Source organism: Pseudarthrobacter xylosi (genome assembly GCF_055412765.1).
In genome coordinates, this window is the sequence record NZ_JBVAYT010000016.1 from 1 (window position 1) to 16837 (window position 16837).

The window sequence follows — 16837 nt, forward strand, 5'->3', positions numbered from 1 at the left end:
ACTACCTGCTGCCTCAGCAGAAACTGGTCTCGAAGGAACGACACGGCGCGAAGGTGGTCAAGAAACACGACGCCGCGCTCACCCCGCACCAGCGCGCGGCCAGCCACCCCGAGATCCGCAAACGCCCCGTGATCGCCATGAACGCCCAGTTCAAACGCCTCAAACCCGCCGCCCTGTCCCGGCAGATCCTGGCGCTCACCGGCCAGCTCGAGACCCTGGCACAAGCCAAAGCCGCACCACGGGACTACAAGGTCAACACCTGGTTCAACCCGTCCCTGAACCGGACCTTTTCACATGAGGCAACGACTCACCGCTCCCGGACCTATTGACATGAGGCAACAGGACACCGATCGAACTGGTCCTTCAGCACAGGATCAGCCCCGAGCGCCTGGCACCCTATATCCGCGAGACACCCACCCTGCATGAGGCGATCCGGCTCTACCGTTGGAACATTGACCTCTCAGGCGCCGTCTACGAAGCCCTGCACGTTTTCGAAGTCGTCCTCCGCAACGCTTTGGACGAACAACTCTGCATCTGGAACGCGTTCCAGCCGGATCCGGCTACTGACAATTTCCATTCACCGGACTGGCTCATCGACCCAAGCGCCCTACTGCTCCGCATTGCCGGCCGCGACATCCCCGATGCCAGGCGTAGGGCACTTAAATCGACCACACGCAGACCACAGGGCCAACGAGACCCCATCCACGCAGACATCCTTGCCGCGATGTCCCTGGGAACCTGGCGCTTCATCCTGCCTGGGCGCCACGATGCCGGCAAACAACGCCTCTGGGACGAAGCACTCCACAAAGCATTTCCGCACCTGCGCAGAACACCACGCGAACTCGAACGGGCCGTTGAGGGCGTCTACCACCTCCGGAACCGGGTCGCCCACCTGGAGCCCATCATCAACAGCAACGTCCGAGCCCAACTGGTCAACATGCGAACTGTCATCGGCGCCATCGATCCGCAGCTGCTCTCCTGGTTCACCAGCACAGAACGCATCAGCCCCACGCTCTCAGGCCGCCCCTCCCCCGCTCTGGCCGGGCGCAGACACCAACCATAGCTGAACGAGCCTGTGACGCTGCCAATGAAGGCATGCGCCAGACCCAAAAGCTAGTCGCCACGGGCAGACGAATACATATGACTTGGGTGTTGACAGTGTCAACACCCTTTTTGGCCGGACAAACACGGTACCTACTGCCGATCAAACGTCCAGAAGCAGCTTTCCAAGAGGGACGTCCAGCTAAAGCGGCTACGTCATGTCGTACCCGCAGCCCAGAACCATGAAGAGGTGTAGGCCAACCAGGGCCAACCCGACAGAACCGGAACGAGGAAACCGCATAGCCAAAGCTCGCAGCAGGCGGAAGGCCCACCAGCCAGGGTCTTGAACCCGTCAGCCCACACACCTGAACAGGCCCCGCGGCGACCAGGCCACAGCCCGCACACCAGCCGTCAGAGCGACGCGACCACAAGCTTTGTCAACACGCCAAAGCAAAATCGCCTCTGACGAGGGAAAACGTCGTGCCCGAGGTGGGACTCGAACTGCATTCCAGCCCCTGCAAACACTGGGAACTCACGGAAACATGCGGAATCCGGCCCGATCCGACCCCTGTACGACCCAGTCCGACGGCAATAGTGTGCACATTGTGCACACCCCCGAAATGACTCTTCTGCACACGCCGAACGCCAACCGCGCTACCCACTTTTGGAGCGCGGTTCCTCCGTGCGCTAGGAATCCGGACGGGTTCGCCCCGTCCTAACTTGTGTGTGACGCCGTCTGCCAGGGCGAAGCATGTACTCGCCGGGAGGCCCACCCAACAAAGTAGGCCATCTTGCAGTGACGCTACGTGCACCCATCTCATGACCTGTTCGGCAGACACGGACATGACCACGCCAAGAGGCGACTATGAGGCCATCCAGCGGAGGGCATGGTAGTCGCCCGCCGGATCCTTGGATTCGCTGCGTTCATGTCTTGTCCCACCCAGCCAAAGGACTGTCCAGCCATCCGCCACTCTCCGTCCGCCTCCTTCACCATTGAGGCGTGAAAACACCCTCTGGTCAGTGACGGCTAGGGCTTCGTGGGCTGATATCGGCCGCGCCGTCGGCATCAGTCGCCAGTCCGCCCACGAACGGTGGACGGAAAAACAGTGACCTGCACTAGGTGGTAGGCCCACCACCAGCATGTCAGGGCCAAGCCCGCCACCGCGTCGGGTTGAGCCAGGCAGAGCGACAGAGCTTGCCAGGCATTCAAAAGGCCGGTGATTCATTGCCCCCAGGCATTGAATCGCCGGCCTTCAGTGGTCCGACTAGCCTGCGCGCACGAAGGTGACGGCGCCCTTGGATGTCATCCATGTCAGGGGGTGGACTGCGGTTTCGTTCTTGCCGTTCAGCCCGGAGCTAAGCACTTGACCGTTGCCGACGTAAATTCCTACGTGGCCAGGTTGCATCACCATGTCACCGGGCTGGGGATCGGTGACAACGGTGCCGTAGTTCATGAACTGCATCGGACCGAGGTCCCCAACGGGGATACCGGCAGCACCCAGGGCGTTTTCCACCAATCGTGTGCAGTCCTGGATCATGCCGATCTGGGCGTAGGCGGAGGAAACCATCGCGGCGTTGACTCCACCTGTTGCCGGGGCGACCACCGGCGCGGCAGCAGCGGGGGTGACTGTGATTTGAGCCTTGGCCGGCGCAGCAGCCTTCGCGACGGCTGCCGGGGCGGCCTCAACGGCCACAGGTTTGGGTGCTTCCACGACAGGCGCCGGCGTGGTCTCAACGGCAGGACGCTCGAAGGAAATCTGGACCGTGGAATCTGCGCTAAGCGGGGCCTGTGCCTGGCTGGCGAGTTCAAGGTTTGAGGTCGACTCCGCATCGCGCTGGGCCGGGGCGTCCGCTGCCTGCGCGGCAATGCCGCTGGTCAGGACGAGGCCGGAAGCTGCTGCGATGACGGCGGCCTGGCGGCCCACACCGCCAGCATTGTCAGCGACGGATTTGGACAGGACCGCAAGAGCACTGGTTTGGACGGGGACCGCGCAGCGGCGGCCGTGAGCTTTGCGAATGGGCATGAAAGGGCCTCTCCCACTGCCTGCGAGGTTAGCTGTCGGATTCGGATGGGAGACACCCGGCCGCAGTTCCAGCGCAAGCTGGAGGTGCGGCTTCACCCCAAGGCCTGCTCGAAGCAGGCCACAATTGGTTTCCCCGTCTCTGCCGGACGAATTTGCGAACGGATCCCGAGGCGGCGGCAGAGTTAGGCAATCAGCTCAGGAGTGCCGCATTCGGATAACCGGCACGCGCCCGACCCTACGGGAAAACCCAAGTCGATGTCACATTTGCATAACGGTGTTTCGCTTTCCTTCGCCGTGCGTGAGCAATTGCAGTGGGGGTGATGTTCCGCGAAGCGGGCCGCCACCCTTGACACTGATACCCCCTGGGGGTATATTTTGGAGTGTTGTCAGTGAAGTGGTATGTCCCGGCAGGCGCGATTGGCGCCGCCTTCACAGCCGTTCAACCCCAGCGCCCCTTGATCCATCGTCCCAGAATGGAAACTGACATGTGTGGAACTGAAAACCGGACCGAACTGCCCCTCGCCTCCTCCGCCGCGGGTTGCAGCTGCTGCTCAACCGAAGCCTCCTCCGCACCCGCCACGGCCGCCGGCGCCAGCGGCGTCGAGTTCGCTGTTGAAGGCTTGACCTGCGGGCATTGCGTCCAGACTGTTGAGAAGGCCGTCTCCGCCCTTGACGGTGTGGAACCCGCCTCTGTTGATCTCGTTCCCGGCGGCCGTTCCCGTCTTATCGTCGGAGGTAAGGCCGATAGTGCCGCTGTGCGTGAGGCTGTCACCTCCGCCGGCTACGCCCTAACCAGCCACTGACCTCTTCACGCCTCCCCTGGCAGCCACTGCCCGGAAAAAGCGCAATCTCCTCTCGAAAGAAAACCCATGGAAGATCACACCCAGCATCACGGTGGACATCCAAGCGAACCCACGCCCCCGCCCGAACAAAACAACACTTCCCCTGCGTCGGTCACCACAGTCACCGAACACCCACACAGCCACCACGAGGTCCACAGCGGGCAGGATGACCATGCGGTTCACAGCCACGGACAGCACGCCGGGCACAGCACCGCTATGTTCAAAAACAGGTTCTGGCTGACCCTGGCCCTGTCCGTCCCCGTCGTCTACTTCAGCCCCATGGTCGGGCACATCCTCGGCTACATGGCCCCGATGTTCCCCGGCTCGACCTGGATCCCGCCCGTCCTGGGCACCGTCATCTTCCTGTACGGCGGCCAGCCGTTCCTCAAGGGCGGATGGCAGGAACTAAAGAACCGGCAGCCGGGGATGATGCTGCTGATCGCGATGGCCATCACCGTCGCGTCCGCCGCGTCCTGGGTCACCACCCTGGGCATCGGCGGGCTCGACCTGGATTTCTGGTGGGAACTGGCACTGCTGGTAGCGATCATGCTGCTGGGCCACTGGATCGAAATGCGGGCCCTCGGCTCTGCCCAGGGCGCTCTGGATGCTCTCGCCGCGCTCCTTCCCGACGAGGCTGAACGCATCACCGACGCCGGCACGGAAACTGTTCCGGTCTCTGCCCTCCGCGAAGGCGACAACGTCCTGGTCCGCCCCGGCGCCAGGATGCCAGCGGACGGAACGGTCGTGGACGGCCAGGCCGAGTTCGACGAGTCGATGATCACCGGCGAATCCAAAACCGTTCTCCGCAGCCCCGGTGACACTGTTGTGGCCGGGACCGTCGCCACCGATAGCAGCGTCCGGGTCCAGGTCACCGCCGTCGGTGAGAACACGGCGCTGGCAGGGATCCAGCGGCTGGTCGCCGAAGCCCAGGCGTCCTCCTCTAAAGCACAGGCCCTGGCCGACCGGGCGGCGGCCTTCCTGTTCTACTTCGCCGCTGGCGCCGGCGTCATCACTTTCATCGTCTGGTCGCTGCTCGGCAGCGTCCCGGAGGCTGTCACCCGCACCGTCACGGTATTGGTCATCGCCTGCCCGCACGCGCTGGGGCTGGCCATTCCGCTGGTCATCGCCATCTCCACCGAGCAGGCAGCCCGGGCAGGGGTGCTGATCAAGAACCGGATGGCCTTGGAACGCATGCGCACCATCGACGTGGTCCTGTTCGACAAGACCGGCACGTTGACTACTGGTGAGCCTGATCTGAAGGACATCGCGACGGTGCCCGGTGAGGAAGCTGATGCGGTGCTGGCCCTCGCGGCCGCGGTGGAGTCCGACAGTGAGCATCCCGTAGCCCGGGCCATCGTCCGGGCAGCGCGGGAGCGGAACCTGAGGTTCCCGCAAGCAACGGACTTCAGTTCACTGACGGGACGGGGTGTCCGCGCCACCGTCGATGGCCGCACCGTCCATGTCGGCGGCCCGGCGCTGCTGCGCGAACTCGGCCTCACCGAACCCGACGCGTTGGCGCAATCCACCGAGACCTGGATGGGCCGGGGAGCCGCGGTGCTGCACGTCATCGACGGGGATCAGGTTCTGGGAGCGGTCAGCCTCGAAGACAGCATCCGGCCCGAATCCCGCCAAGCGGTGGCAGCATTGCAGAACCGGGGCGTCAAGGTGGCCATGATCACCGGCGACGCCCGCCAGGTCGCCCAGGCAGTCGCTGAAGACCTGAAGATCGATGAGGTCTTCGCTGAAGTACTTCCGGCAGACAAGGACAAGAAGGTCGCCGAACTCCAGGCCCGTGGGATGAAGGTCGCCATGGTCGGCGACGGGGTGAACGACTCCCCGGCACTGGCCCGCGCAGAGGTGGGCATCGCCATCGGCGCCGGCACCGACGTCGCCATGGAATCGGCAGGTGTAGTACTGGCCGGAAACGATCCACGCGCCGTCCTGTCCATGGTGGACCTGTCCCGCGCCAGCTACCGCAAGATGTGGCAAAACCTCATCTGGGCCACCGGCTACAACGTCCTCGCCGTCCCCCTGGCCGCCGGCGTCCTGGCGTTCGCCGGGGTAGTTCTGTCCCCAGCCGCCGGGGCGGTGCTGATGTCGATATCCACGATTGTGGTGGCCCTGAACGCCCAACTGCTGCGGAGGATGAAACTGAACCCCTCCCAAGTACGTTGAACCCTATGGCGCTGACCGGCCCTAAAGCCCACAGCCGGTAGCCTTAAGACCACCAAGCCGGCACGGAAAGGAGGAAAAGTTGTGACCGCAGTATCCCGCGGCCCCGTCACCGCTTTCCTCCTCCGTGCAGGCCTTCTGACCATGACCCTGGCCATCATCGCCGGAATCTTCGGCATGCACATCATGACCGGGGCCCACAACATGGCTGGCGCCCACAACATGCCCGGCGCAACTGCGGACACGGTCATGGGCCAGACGCACAGCACCCCGCCCGGCCACGCCAGCCACGGGACTGAACTGTCGCCGGACGCGGCCATAGCCGCCGAACCGGTAAATGACTCGCCTTCCTCTTGCTCCACTTCCGGAGGCTGCCCCAAGATGTCGGCCATGGACGCTTCCTGCGTGCTGGCGCCAGGGAATACCTCCCTCGCGGCCTCCTTGTCGGGAGCAGCCGCCTACTCGGTGCCTGACCTCGGCCGCGCGACTGCAGCGGGCACGAACTATTCCTTCTCACCGGACGGCCCCTCACCCGGTGACCTCAGTATCAGCCGCACGTAAACGAGCACTGCTGCGCCCCGTATCCTGCGCACAGTCGCAGCATGGGCACGCAACGAAACAGGCCGCCCTCCGGGGGCGGCCCACACTACACGCACCACCAAGGCGCCCAGGCGCCGCTGATACTTTGAGGACCCTGATTTAAATGAAAAAGACCCTGACCATTTCCACTGCCGCCGTCGCCGCAGCAATCGCCCTCGCCGGATGCTCCGCCGGTTCAGGAACCGGAAGTTCGGACGGAAGCAGCATGCCCGGCATGAACCACGGCAGCTCCGGCATGGCATCAAGCTCAGCCCCTCCTGCTTCGGCTCAGTTCAACGACGCGGACACCATGTTCGCGCAGATGATGATCCCGCACCACGCCCAGGCCGTGACCATGAGTGACACCATGCTCAAAAAAGAAGGCCTCCCGGCCGCTGTGACAGATCTGGCCACCAAGATCAAAGCGGCCCAGGGACCAGAGATCGAGAAGATGACCGGCTGGCTTGAAAGCTGGGGCCAGCCCACGATGATGCCCACTAATATGCCTTCGGGCCACAGCATGTCCGGGATGATGGGCGAGGACGACATGGCCAAACTCGAGTCCGCACAGGGCACCGAAGCGGCCAAGCTCTTCCTCACCCAGATGATCGCCCACCACCAAGGCGCCGTCATGATGGCCAAGACCGAAACCACCGACGGAAAGAACGCCGAAGCGGTCCAGCTCAGTAAAGACATCGTCAGCTCACAGGAAACCGAAATCCAGGAAATGAAAGACCTGCTAGCCACCCTCTAGCCAGCACACCAGCAGCGCCGGCCCCTCCCCCGGGGCCGGCGCCTCCCCACAAACATTTCCGGTCCACCATTGGAGTTTTTCCGTGCCCCTGCACTCTTTGACCCGTCCCCGGCCCGCAGCCGCCATCGCCGCAGCAACCCTCTTATTCACCTTGTCCGCCTGCAGCCCCAACTCATCAACCAACACTCCGAACGCCGGCACCGCACCTTCCACTGCCGCCTCCGGTCTTCCCAGTTCACACGTTCACGGCCTGAGCGTGAACCGCGAAACCGACCAGGTCTTACTGGCCACCCATGACGGTCTCTTCGACGTCACCAAATCCCCGGCCACCAAAATCGGGGACACCAACGACCTGATGGGCTTCACCGCCGCCGCTGACCAGGACGTCTTTTACGCCTCCGGGCACCCTGGCCCCGGCTCGAATCTGCCCAACCCCATGGGCCTGATCAAATCTGCGGACGGCGGTAAGACGTGGGAGCAGCTTTCACGCCAGCGCGTATCGGACTTCCATGCCCTCACGGCAGTCAAGTCTGGAATAGTCGCCTACGACGGGGCGCTTTGGACCAGTCCCGACGGGAAATCCTGGTCAGCGGCCACCGCCGGGTTCGTTCCCGCCGTCCTGGCTGGCACCCCGGAAGGTGACACCGTTCTGGCCACCACTAAGGACGGGCTTCAGCGCTCCACCGACGGCGGGAAAACTTGGCAACTGAACACCACGGCCCCCATTGTCCAGTTCGTGACATTTGACAGCAGCACCGAAACCTTCGGTATTGAACCGGACGGTTCGGTCCACTATTCAGCAGATGCCGGAACTACATGGTCCCGCGTCGGCCGGATCGACGGACAGGTCCAGGCGGTAGCCGCTGTAGAAGGGGCGGCAGGCAAACCCTGGTTGTGGGCTGCAACCCCTACCGGGTTGGTTGTTTCCACTGACGGCGGGGCGACGTTCCGGCCCGCCGACGCCGTCTAACTGACGGACACCGAACGAACTCCTCACCTCACTCGGCTGACACTCCGGCTGCGCTGCGGGGCGGGTTCCCCTAGGATCCCGCCCCGTCCCCAAGACCGCGAGGCTATCGCCGCAATCCGGCCATGGTCACCATGACCAGCCGGAGCACCGCCTCCCGGGACGTCAGTGTGGCCGCCGCTTCAAGGGCGTGGAGGCAAAAGGCGGCAAGTTCTTCCGGCGCGACGTCCTGCCGGAACTCCCCCGCCCCGGCGCCCTGGCGAACCAGATCCGCCAGGAATCCGTTCAGATGCTGTTGCGCCAAACCGACATGCGCGCCGCGGTGGAGCCGGACAGTATCGGGTGATCCATGCCCGGCACTGCTGAGGAAGGCATAGGCTTCCAGCACTGCCTGAAGCTGCCGCCCAGGTTCCTCAGTCTGCTGCCGGACCTCGTCCAGGTGTCGCAGATGAGCCTGGATCTGGCGCTCATGCCAGGCCAGGAGAATAGTCTCGACGTCCGGAAAATACTTGTACAGTGTCGCCCTGCCGATACCGGCGCGCTGTGCGATCCCGGACATCGTCACCCCGCCAACGCCGTCCGCTGCTACGAGCTGCGCCGTGGCGTCCAGGATCGCCCCACGCACGGCGTCGCGGTGCGTCTCGATGGTCTCGTTCCACAGCTTCGGCATAACCGCAGAATACAACACGACGCACATTCGACATAGTGACGCAACCAATACATACTGTCTTATAAAATGGGGTGTTCACCCTGCCCACCAGAAGCGAGGAAAGTTATGACAGAACATCCTGCATCCAAGGCCCCTTCAGGCGAACAACGCGGACCGGCGCCCCGGCACAAAACGCCGCGGTGGGTGCTGGGCTTCCTTGCCGCTGCGGCCCTGATCGTTGTAGTTGTCGCCGTCGTGCACCTGAGCGGCGGCGGAATGGTGAACCACACTCCGTGAAAGTAATGCCGCCGGCCCTGCGCAAGGCCACACTGCTGGTCCACGTGGCCTGTTCTGTGGGCTGGCTCGGCGCTGTTGCAACATTTCTTGTCCTGGCCATCGCCGGCCTGAGCTCCGTCGACAGCCAGCTGGTACGCGCCTCATATATTGGAATGAGCCTGGTTGGCTGGACTGTCATCTTCCCGCTCAGTCTGGCTGCCCTGCTGTCGGGCATTGTCCAGGCACTGAGCACTCCATGGGGTCTCTTCCGGCATTACTGGGTGCTGATCAAACTGCTGATCACCACGGTGGCCGCCGCCCTGCTGCTACTCCACCTGCAACCGGTCACCCAGATGGCCACAATTGCCTCCTCCACCGATCTTGCTGCGGCTGATATGACGGGCATTCGCATCCAACTCGTCGCCGACGCCGGTGCCGCCTTGGCCGCGCTGCTGATCGTGACGGTACTTTCCGTCTACAAGCCACGGGGCCTCACCCGCTACGGGCAGGACCGCGCCGCAAGACAACCAGCAGCCCTCCGCCAGGACTAGTTCAGCACCACCTGCGGCCCCGGGGGACCACGTGCTCCTTTTCTTGGGACACGGTGATGGCCCGCGAGCTGCAGTCCGGCGTAACAGTCCACCTCGGATTCGGTGTCGTATCCCTCCTACTCACGACCTTGGGCTGGGAGCATGCGCTGGAGAGACCGGGAATGCCATCTCCTATACGGTCACTCAGGTGTTGGTTGAGTGGGACACCGACGGGGAGTACAACATCCGGTGGGAGGCCACCTAGCTGGTACGCCGGCTGCAAAGGGCTCCTGAGCTACGGGCGCCCTGGACGGATATTTTCAGCAAGTAGCGCGCTGAAAAAACTCGAGTACCTGCTACGCATGTGTACTTGTGTCTGGCTCAACTAGGTTTCTAGGTACGGTGACACTTCGGAGCGGCTGGCTCCGGGGCACCAGGTTGCGGGCAGATCTAACCCTTTCTGCTTCTCCCATGGCGGTCACTTGCCTGACGCTGTCAGGTTGCCCTGCACGTACTGCCACCCCGCGAGGCATGATGAGAAAACCAGCCGCTCCTCTTTCAACTGCCCCGGCACCGGTATTCTTCGACGCCAGCGGAAATCGCTGGCCCCGAGTCCTGACCGTTCTGTTTACCGCAGTGATGTTGATGGTCCTTTCGCTGGTTTCAATCCTCCCCGCGGCGACGGCCCCGGTGCGCTATGGGGACCGCAACCAGGCAGTCAGCTATCCACGGCTGCTGCTGGCGCAGCAGGACCTGGAGAACATCCCGAAGATCGGCTACAGAGAAGGCGCCGCCATTTTTCACCGGATCGCGCTGGTAGAGCCCAAAGATGGCAAGGTCCTGCTCAAGGATCCCTTCAGCGACACTGTCTGGCGGGAAGCCACCGCTGACGAGGTGGCCGTTATTGGTAGCAGCCCCTACGTTGTGGAGGCGTATGGCCGGCCGCTGAACCGGACGCTTATGCTGACCTTCGACGACGGGCCCGATCCGCTCTTCACCACGCAACTCCTGGACCTGCTCTCCCGCGAAGGCGTGCCGGCAACCTTCTTCCCGGTCGGCGACAACATCGTTAAACACCCGGACATTTTCCGCCGCATCGTCCGTGAAGGGCATATGGTTGGCAACCACACCATGTCTCACGCCGATTTCTGGGCCCACGACGACGCCTACAACCGCCAACAGATCATTGGTACGGACCGGGTTATTCGTGCTGCGGAGAATTACGAATCCAGGTTGTTCAGGATCCCCACCGGCAACCCGGAAAACAACACCCTGGCGCTCCTGCAGGCTCAGCAGCTGGGCTACCTCAACATCAACATGGACCTCGATACGAGGGACTGGGAGCACGCCCCGGGAGTGCCCATCGAGGTACCGCAACTGAACGGCGAAGGGCACGTCGTGCTGATGCACGACGCCGGAGGCGACCGCACCGCAACGCTCAAAATGCTCGAAGCCCTCATCCCCCAGGCCAAAGCCCAGGGCTACACGTTCACTACTGTCCAGCCCCTGCTGCCGACCGAGTATGTACCGCGGCGCAGCATCCCCGCCAGCGTGGAAGACACCATGACACTGGCGGCACTCACCACCTACCTGGTCACACCCAACGTCGTCCTCAACTGGCTGTTCTGGTTCGGCATCGGCTCTTTGACCATCCTGACATTCCTTTTCGTGGTTCTTGCCGTGATCAACAACGCCCGGCAGAAACGACGCCAATGGGACGCCATCGACGAGAAAGACTGGCCCTTCGTCAGCGTCGTCCTGCCCGTCTTCAACGAAGAACTCGTCGTGGCCAGAACCCTTGATGCCCTCAGAGCCAGCGACTACCCCCGCATGGAAGTGGTAGCAATCAACGACGGGTCAACGGACGGCACCCTGGCCGTTCTCACGGACTACGCCAGGACGTGGCCCAATCTTCGCGTCATCGACCAGCCGAACGGCGGCAAATCAGCTGCCAGCAACAACGGAATCGCCCAATCCCGCGGAGAAGTTGTGGTCACCCTCGACGGTGACACACTTTTTGAACCACAGACCATCAAGATGTTCGCCCGCCATTTCCTGGCCCCCCGGCAGGGCAAGGAGGTCGGGGCTGTGGCAGGACATGTCAAAGTCGGAAACCGGCGCAACCTGATCACGGCATGGCAGAGCCTGGAGTATCTTTCCGGTATCTGTGTCACCCGCATGGCCGAGGGCCTCATGGGCGCTATTTCCATCGTTCCCGGTGCGTGCGCCGCGTGGCGCCGTGAGGCCCTGGTCAGGGCCGGCGGCTACTCCCATGACACCCTTGCCGAAGATGCTGACCTCACGCTTTCACTTCAAAGCCTTGGCTACAGCATCGTTCAGGAAAACGAGGCCGTCGCGTGGACTGAAGCGCCCCTGACAGTCCAAGGCCTGTTCAAACAGCGGCTCCGTTGGACCTACGGCAATTTCCAGACCCTGTACAAGCACCGTTCAATGCTCTTCAACCCCAAGTACGGGGCGCTTGGCTTGCTCACCATGCCGTATGCGCTGATCTCGGTCCTCGTCCCGCTGGTCTTTATGCCCCTGACAGTCATCGTCGCCATCAACAGCCTGGCCCACGGAGAATGGCAGGCCATCGCCATCTTCTCGGCGTTCGTCGCCGCAACCCATATGATCATCTCGATTGTGGCCGTCCTGATGGTCCGCGAGAGCCTCCTCCACCTGCTCATGGTGCCGATCTACAGGCTTATCTACGAACCCCTCCGCGCCTACGTGGTGTTCGGCTCGGCGATCATGGCCCTACGCGGCACCGCTGTGGGCTGGTACAGGCCCGAACGCACGAATAGTGTCACACTGCCTGCCATACTGGGGCCGCTCCTCCCAAGCGCTCCCCTTGCTGTTCTGGCGGCTTCACCCGCACCGCGAACCCTGCAGGACTCCCTATAACGGCGTTGGGCAGGAACCCGGCACCTTTCGCGGCTCGGGTTGACGTTTCGCGGCCTCGGCCTTACCAGGGGCCCGTCGGGGTTACCGTCGGTCTGCATCCTGTAGGGCGGGACCGCCCCAGTTCCCGGTATTTGTGCAGAATCGGCGTGATAAACCTTCGAACCACACGGCCGGGCAGTCCGGAAGAGCTGGGGTGACGAATATGCTGTGGGGTAGTTTCCTGATGGGCGCGCCGACCGGCGGGTGGAGGACAACATCCCTTGAATGGGATTGTCATGAAAACCATTACTCGAAAGTGCTTCGTAGCCGTAGCAGCGGCCGTATCGCTGGCGGGCATCACCGGGTGCGCGGCTCAGGGCGGGGACTCTGCGGCGCCGCCGCCAGCGGTCAGTTCCGCTGCCCCGTCCGTTGATGGATCGGGCCAGGCAGCTGCAGGTGTCATCACGATACGGGATTTCAAGTATGAGGTGCCGGCGACGGTAAAGCCGGGGGCGATGCTGACGGTCACGAACGCCGACAGCGCCCCGCACACCCTCACGGCCAAGGACAAGGGCGGATTCGACGTCGAAGTCCCTGGAGGTGGAACGGTGATATTCCAGGCACCGGATGCCCCGGGTGAGTACAAAATTATCTGCAGCTTCCATCCGCAGATGACCGGGACGCTGGTCGTGAAATGAACCGCGCGGAACGGAACCCACGGAACAGTTCTCTTTGGGTGCTGCGTGTCGGTGTCGCGGCGGGCCTTCTGGTCAGTGCGGTCATCCATGTCCAGCTCGCCCCGGGCTATCAGCAGGCCGCCCCAGGCGGCCTCGGGCAAGGCACGCTTTTTCTGGTCCAGGCCGGAGCCGCGGCGCTGGCCGCGGTGTTTGTTCTGCTTAAAGGTTCACGGAGCGCTTTCGCAGCTGCGGCGTTAGTGGCGCTGTCGTCCCTGGCCGCCGTCGTCCTCTACCGGTATGTCCAGGTGCCCGCTATCGGCCCGCTGCCCTCAATGTATGAACCGGTCTGGTACACGGCCAAGACCATCACGGCGGTCGTCGAAGCCGCCGCCGGCGGCCTCGGTGTCGCCGGTTACGCCCTGTCTCACAAGAACCGGCCCGTCTCAAGAACAACGACAAGGGGCCGCCGCCGCGGCGCTTCGGCTGCCTGAACACGGCTGGATCATCGACGCCGGAAGCCCCTTGGTTGTCCACCTGGCGGAGTCTTACCCAGAATATGTGTGTTCTGACACATCTGCGCCCATCCTTCTCCTGCGTAGTTTCGAAGTACTGGTGTCCCCCTTCCTGGGGCGCCAACATCACTCGCGCGTGTATGAGGAGATTTTTCCAATGAATAAGACGCTTCGCTTTATGGCAGTCCCCACCCTGGCCTTGGCCGCCCTTGCCCTGTCCGGTTCCCCTGCGATGGCAGCGGACCAGTCCTACCAGTCGACCCTGGGCCAGCTCAACGGCAGCGCAGGCTCCGGCACCATCACTCTTGACGTCACGGGCAACCAGGCCCACGTTGTCCTGAACGTGTCCGGCATGCCCGCGACCTTCATGGACGCCCCGTACCCGCACGTCCAGCACATCCACGGCGGAGCCCAGGGCACCTGCCCGGCACCTTCGGCCGACAAGGACGGAGACGCGGTAATCTCCACCACCGAAGGCGCCCCGTCCTACGGCGCGATCGTGACCACCCTCTCCACCAGCGGTGACACCAGCCCCGCAGCAGGCCTTGACCTTAAAGTCGGCGGACAGGGTGCCGCGTACACCGTTGACCGTACGTTTGAACTGAACGCCGAAACCAAGGCAGCCCTGCAAGCTGGCACCGCCGTGGTAGTCGTCCATGGCCTTGACCCCGCCACCCTCAGCGCGGCAGGCCAGGCCGCCAAGAGCGATCTTGCCCCCACCCTGCCACTTGCCGCCACCTCCCCCGCCCTGTGCGGGACCCTGACGGCCGGCCAGATGAAGATGCCCGCAGGCGGCGCTAACACCGGCATCACCACCGAAACCGGCACCGACACCGGAGCCCTCGCGATCGGTTCCGGCCTGGCCCTGATCGCCCTCGCCGGCGGAGCCTACGCCGTTCGCCGGCGCAACGCAGCAGCCTAAGCCAAAGCCGAACGGATCAAGACTGTGACAACCAAGAATCCTGGCCGCCGCAGAGGTCTGGGGGCCTCCACGGCGGCCGGGGTTCTGCTCTTGCTCACCCTCGCCGGTTGCGCGGGTGGACCGGCCACCACTGCCGGCGCCGGCTCCCCACCTTCCGCCTCAGCCTCAGCTTCGGCGGTGGGCCCGTCAGCAGCTGCCCCCGCTGTGCCTGCGGTCCCCCCGGGTGCTGAGCAGCTTCCGCTGGTACTGGGCGCTTCGGCTCCAGTCACCCTGAACATTCCCTCCATCGGAGTCCGGACAGACCTTCTCCACCTCGGACTCGAGGAAACCGGCTCCCTTCAGGTACCGCAGGACACCGGCAACGGAGCACCGGCCAGCTGGTACGACGGCTCCCCCACACCGGGGGAACGCGGACCCTCAGTGATGCTGGGCCACGTCAACGCCCTGGGCGGCCATACGGGCGTCTTCGCTGACCTGCGCAAACTCACCCCCGGTGCTGAGATCAACGTTTCGCGGGCCGACGGCAGCATCGCCGTGTTCACCGTTGACCGCGGCGCCCTCTACAGCAAAAACCAGTTCCCCACCCTCGAGGTCTACGGCAACACTCCCGGAGCCGAACTCCGCCTCATCACCTGCGACGGCTACGACCCCGCCACCGGGCTCTTCGATGACAACTACGTCATCTACGCCAAACTCAAAACCTGACAACGGACCGCACACCCCAAAGAGGGCGGCCAGAATTGGAAGAGCCATGAAACAGCACACGCCCTTGCTGGCAGCCCTGGGCATGGCCGCCCTTCTGCTCTCCGGCTGCGCAACAGCGGCCGGATCCGTCCCCGCGCCGTCAGAGGTTTCGACGGCACCCGCACCGGCAGCTTCACACGAGGCAGGCCATACCGGCAGCGGGCATCACAGCAAGGGCTCAGCCTCGCCGGCTACGACTGCTGGCGGACCCAGTCCCGCAGCCCTGATGGTCTGCGGGGACCAGCCGAAGGAGAGATTGCGGTCCATCCTGGATCTGGACTCGGACCCGCACACCATCAATACCTGGGCCAACAGCACCTTCACCTGCACCTACCACCTGGCCGAAGGGGCACTGGTGATCTCCGTCCAGGAAGCCGCGGACAAAGCATCTGCACTGAAATATTTCAACGCGATGCAGGCCCTCGCGAAGGACGCCACACCCATCCAAGGCCTCGCGAACCTCGGCTTCCCGGCCTACGAAACCGCTGACGGATCAGCCGTGTTCCAAAAAGAGAGCTTCGTCCTGCACGTGGACGCCAGCGACATGCCCCCAAACCTTGGACCGGACAACATCACCAAAAACGCACTGGCCTACCAGCTCTCCACCACCATCCTCGCGTGCTGGGTCGAACACCACTGACCCACCCCCGCAGGCCGCCGAGCAAGCAGACGAAAGGTTCCATCATGAAGACGAACATCAGAACACTCAGCACACTAGGACCCGCGGCAACACTGATCCTGCTGGCTCTGGCAGGCTGTGGAACCTCCGGAATGTCCGGGTCCGCCACGACAGCAGCACCAACAACGACCGAACAATCAACTTCAGCCCTGCCAACCGCCACAGCCCCGGCTCCCTCAGCATCCGGCCCGGGCTCTTCACCTGCTGAGGCTCCGGCCGAAATACTCATCAAGGGCTTCAAATACCAGGGGACCGAAACGGTGAGCCCCGGGACGACGATCAGTGTCACCAACGAAGACATAGAAGCGCACACCATCACCGCTGACACCGGCAGCGCGTTCGACGCCATCATCAAAGTCGGCACCGGCACCTTCACCGCCCCAACCGAACCAGGGACCTACCCCTACCACTGCACCTTCCACGGCAACATGACAGGCACCCTCACCGTGAAATAGGACCCCGGGCGTACCCCCACAAATACTTCATTCGATGACCGCGACCTTTTTGCCGGCTTTCAGCAGCCGGCCCGCGGCGATTTCACCGCCGGGATCCCATACCCGTCACTGCCAACGTCAAAACGTTCGCT

17 protein-coding genes, 1 pseudogene and 1 riboswitch are annotated in these 16837 nt (G+C 63.6%); of the genes and pseudogenes, 16 read left to right on the forward strand and 2 right to left on the reverse strand.

Annotated elements, in window-relative coordinates:
* Together ACZY1F_RS20700 and ACZY1F_RS20705 are read left to right on the forward strand one after the other, a co-directional pair.
* Window positions 1-329 (forward strand): annotated as a pseudogene (locus ACZY1F_RS20700) (integrase); the annotation flags it as partial.
* A gap of 395 nt (window positions 330-724) precedes the next feature.
* Entirely contained in the window at window positions 725-1063 is a 339-nt protein-coding gene (locus ACZY1F_RS20705) for a hypothetical protein (RefSeq protein WP_463944309.1), read from the forward strand.
* Window positions 1064-2306: 1243 nt separating this feature from the next.
* On the opposite strand, the gene ACZY1F_RS20710 is transcribed toward ACZY1F_RS20705, so the two are convergent.
* On the reverse strand, window positions 2307-3065 hold the full coding sequence (locus ACZY1F_RS20710) for an NlpC/P60 family protein (protein ID WP_463944310.1): 759 nt from the start codon (window positions 3063-3065) through the stop codon (window positions 2307-2309).
* A 7-nt stretch (window positions 3066-3072) separates the two neighbouring features.
* A riboswitch (cyclic di-AMP (ydaO/yuaA leader) is annotated at window positions 3073-3254 on the reverse strand.
* A gap of 284 nt (window positions 3255-3538) precedes the next feature.
* Here ACZY1F_RS20710 and ACZY1F_RS20715 point away from each other — a divergent pair.
* From ACZY1F_RS20715 to ACZY1F_RS20735, 5 genes are all read left to right on the forward strand, one after another.
* Window positions 3539-3868 carry a heavy-metal-associated domain-containing protein gene (locus ACZY1F_RS20715; RefSeq protein WP_463944311.1) on the forward strand — a complete coding sequence of 110 codons (330 nt, stop codon included), beginning with the start codon at window positions 3539-3541 and terminating at the stop codon, window positions 3866-3868.
* 66 nt (window positions 3869-3934) lie between these two features.
* A complete protein-coding gene (locus ACZY1F_RS20720; RefSeq protein ID WP_463944312.1) occupies window positions 3935-6082 on the forward strand; it encodes a heavy metal translocating P-type ATPase in 2148 nt (715 codons plus the stop codon).
* A gap of 81 nt (window positions 6083-6163) precedes the next feature.
* Complete coding sequence (locus ACZY1F_RS20725) at window positions 6164-6640, forward strand: hypothetical protein (RefSeq protein WP_463944313.1); 477 nt, start codon at window positions 6164-6166, stop codon at window positions 6638-6640.
* 142 nt (window positions 6641-6782) lie between these two features.
* Window positions 6783-7412 carry a DUF305 domain-containing protein gene (locus ACZY1F_RS20730; protein ID WP_463944314.1) on the forward strand — a complete coding sequence of 210 codons (630 nt, stop codon included), beginning with the start codon at window positions 6783-6785 and terminating at the stop codon, window positions 7410-7412.
* Window positions 7413-7494: 82 nt separating this feature from the next.
* Window positions 7495-8382, forward strand: coding sequence for a F510_1955 family glycosylhydrolase (locus ACZY1F_RS20735; protein ID WP_463944315.1), 888 nt, complete (start codon window positions 7495-7497; stop codon window positions 8380-8382).
* Window positions 8383-8485: 103 nt separating this feature from the next.
* Here ACZY1F_RS20735 and ACZY1F_RS20740 read toward each other — a convergent pair whose 3' ends face one another.
* Window positions 8486-9049 (reverse strand): TetR/AcrR family transcriptional regulator, encoded by a 564-nt coding sequence (locus ACZY1F_RS20740; protein ID WP_463944316.1) that lies wholly within the window; start codon window positions 9047-9049, stop codon window positions 8486-8488.
* A 105-nt stretch (window positions 9050-9154) separates the two neighbouring features.
* Here ACZY1F_RS20740 and ACZY1F_RS20745 point away from each other — a divergent pair, with 105 nt between their 5' ends.
* The 9 genes from ACZY1F_RS20745 to ACZY1F_RS20785 all read left to right on the forward strand — a co-directional run bounded on the left by ACZY1F_RS20745 (window position 9155) and on the right by ACZY1F_RS20785 (window position 16706).
* The gene (locus ACZY1F_RS20745) at window positions 9155-9325 is read left to right on the forward strand and encodes a hypothetical protein (protein ID WP_463944317.1); all 171 of its coding nucleotides are present in this window, start codon (window positions 9155-9157) and stop codon (window positions 9323-9325) included.
* Window positions 9322-9855 (forward strand): DUF2269 domain-containing protein, encoded by a 534-nt coding sequence (locus ACZY1F_RS20750; RefSeq protein WP_463944318.1) that lies wholly within the window; start codon window positions 9322-9324, stop codon window positions 9853-9855. Before ACZY1F_RS20745 ends, ACZY1F_RS20750 begins: the two co-directional genes overlap by 4 nt.
* 510 nt (window positions 9856-10365) lie before the next feature.
* Window positions 10366-12738, forward strand: coding sequence for a bifunctional polysaccharide deacetylase/glycosyltransferase family 2 protein (locus ACZY1F_RS20755; RefSeq protein ID WP_463944319.1), 2373 nt, complete (start codon window positions 10366-10368; stop codon window positions 12736-12738).
* Between the two features lie 275 nt (window positions 12739-13013).
* The gene (locus tag ACZY1F_RS20760) at window positions 13014-13415 is read left to right on the forward strand and encodes a cupredoxin domain-containing protein (RefSeq protein ID WP_463944320.1); all 402 of its coding nucleotides are present in this window, start codon (window positions 13014-13016) and stop codon (window positions 13413-13415) included.
* A 38-nt stretch (window positions 13416-13453) separates the two neighbouring features.
* Window positions 13454-13885 carry a hypothetical protein gene (locus ACZY1F_RS20765; RefSeq protein WP_463944321.1) on the forward strand — a complete coding sequence of 144 codons (432 nt, stop codon included), beginning with the start codon at window positions 13454-13456 and terminating at the stop codon, window positions 13883-13885.
* Between the two features lie 178 nt (window positions 13886-14063).
* The gene (locus ACZY1F_RS20770; RefSeq protein ID WP_463944322.1) at window positions 14064-14828 is read left to right on the forward strand and encodes a hypothetical protein; all 765 of its coding nucleotides are present in this window, start codon (window positions 14064-14066) and stop codon (window positions 14826-14828) included.
* 24 nt (window positions 14829-14852) lie between these two features.
* The gene (locus ACZY1F_RS20775; RefSeq protein WP_463944323.1) at window positions 14853-15533 is read left to right on the forward strand and encodes a sortase domain-containing protein; all 681 of its coding nucleotides are present in this window, start codon (window positions 14853-14855) and stop codon (window positions 15531-15533) included.
* 46 nt (window positions 15534-15579) lie between these two features.
* Complete coding sequence (locus tag ACZY1F_RS20780; RefSeq protein WP_463944324.1) at window positions 15580-16212, forward strand: hypothetical protein; 633 nt, start codon at window positions 15580-15582, stop codon at window positions 16210-16212.
* 44 nt (window positions 16213-16256) lie between these two features.
* Window positions 16257-16706: a cupredoxin domain-containing protein gene (locus tag ACZY1F_RS20785; RefSeq protein WP_463944325.1), complete on the forward strand. Its 450-nt coding sequence runs from the start codon at window positions 16257-16259 to the stop codon at window positions 16704-16706.
* Window positions 16707-16837: the final 131 nt, after the last annotated feature.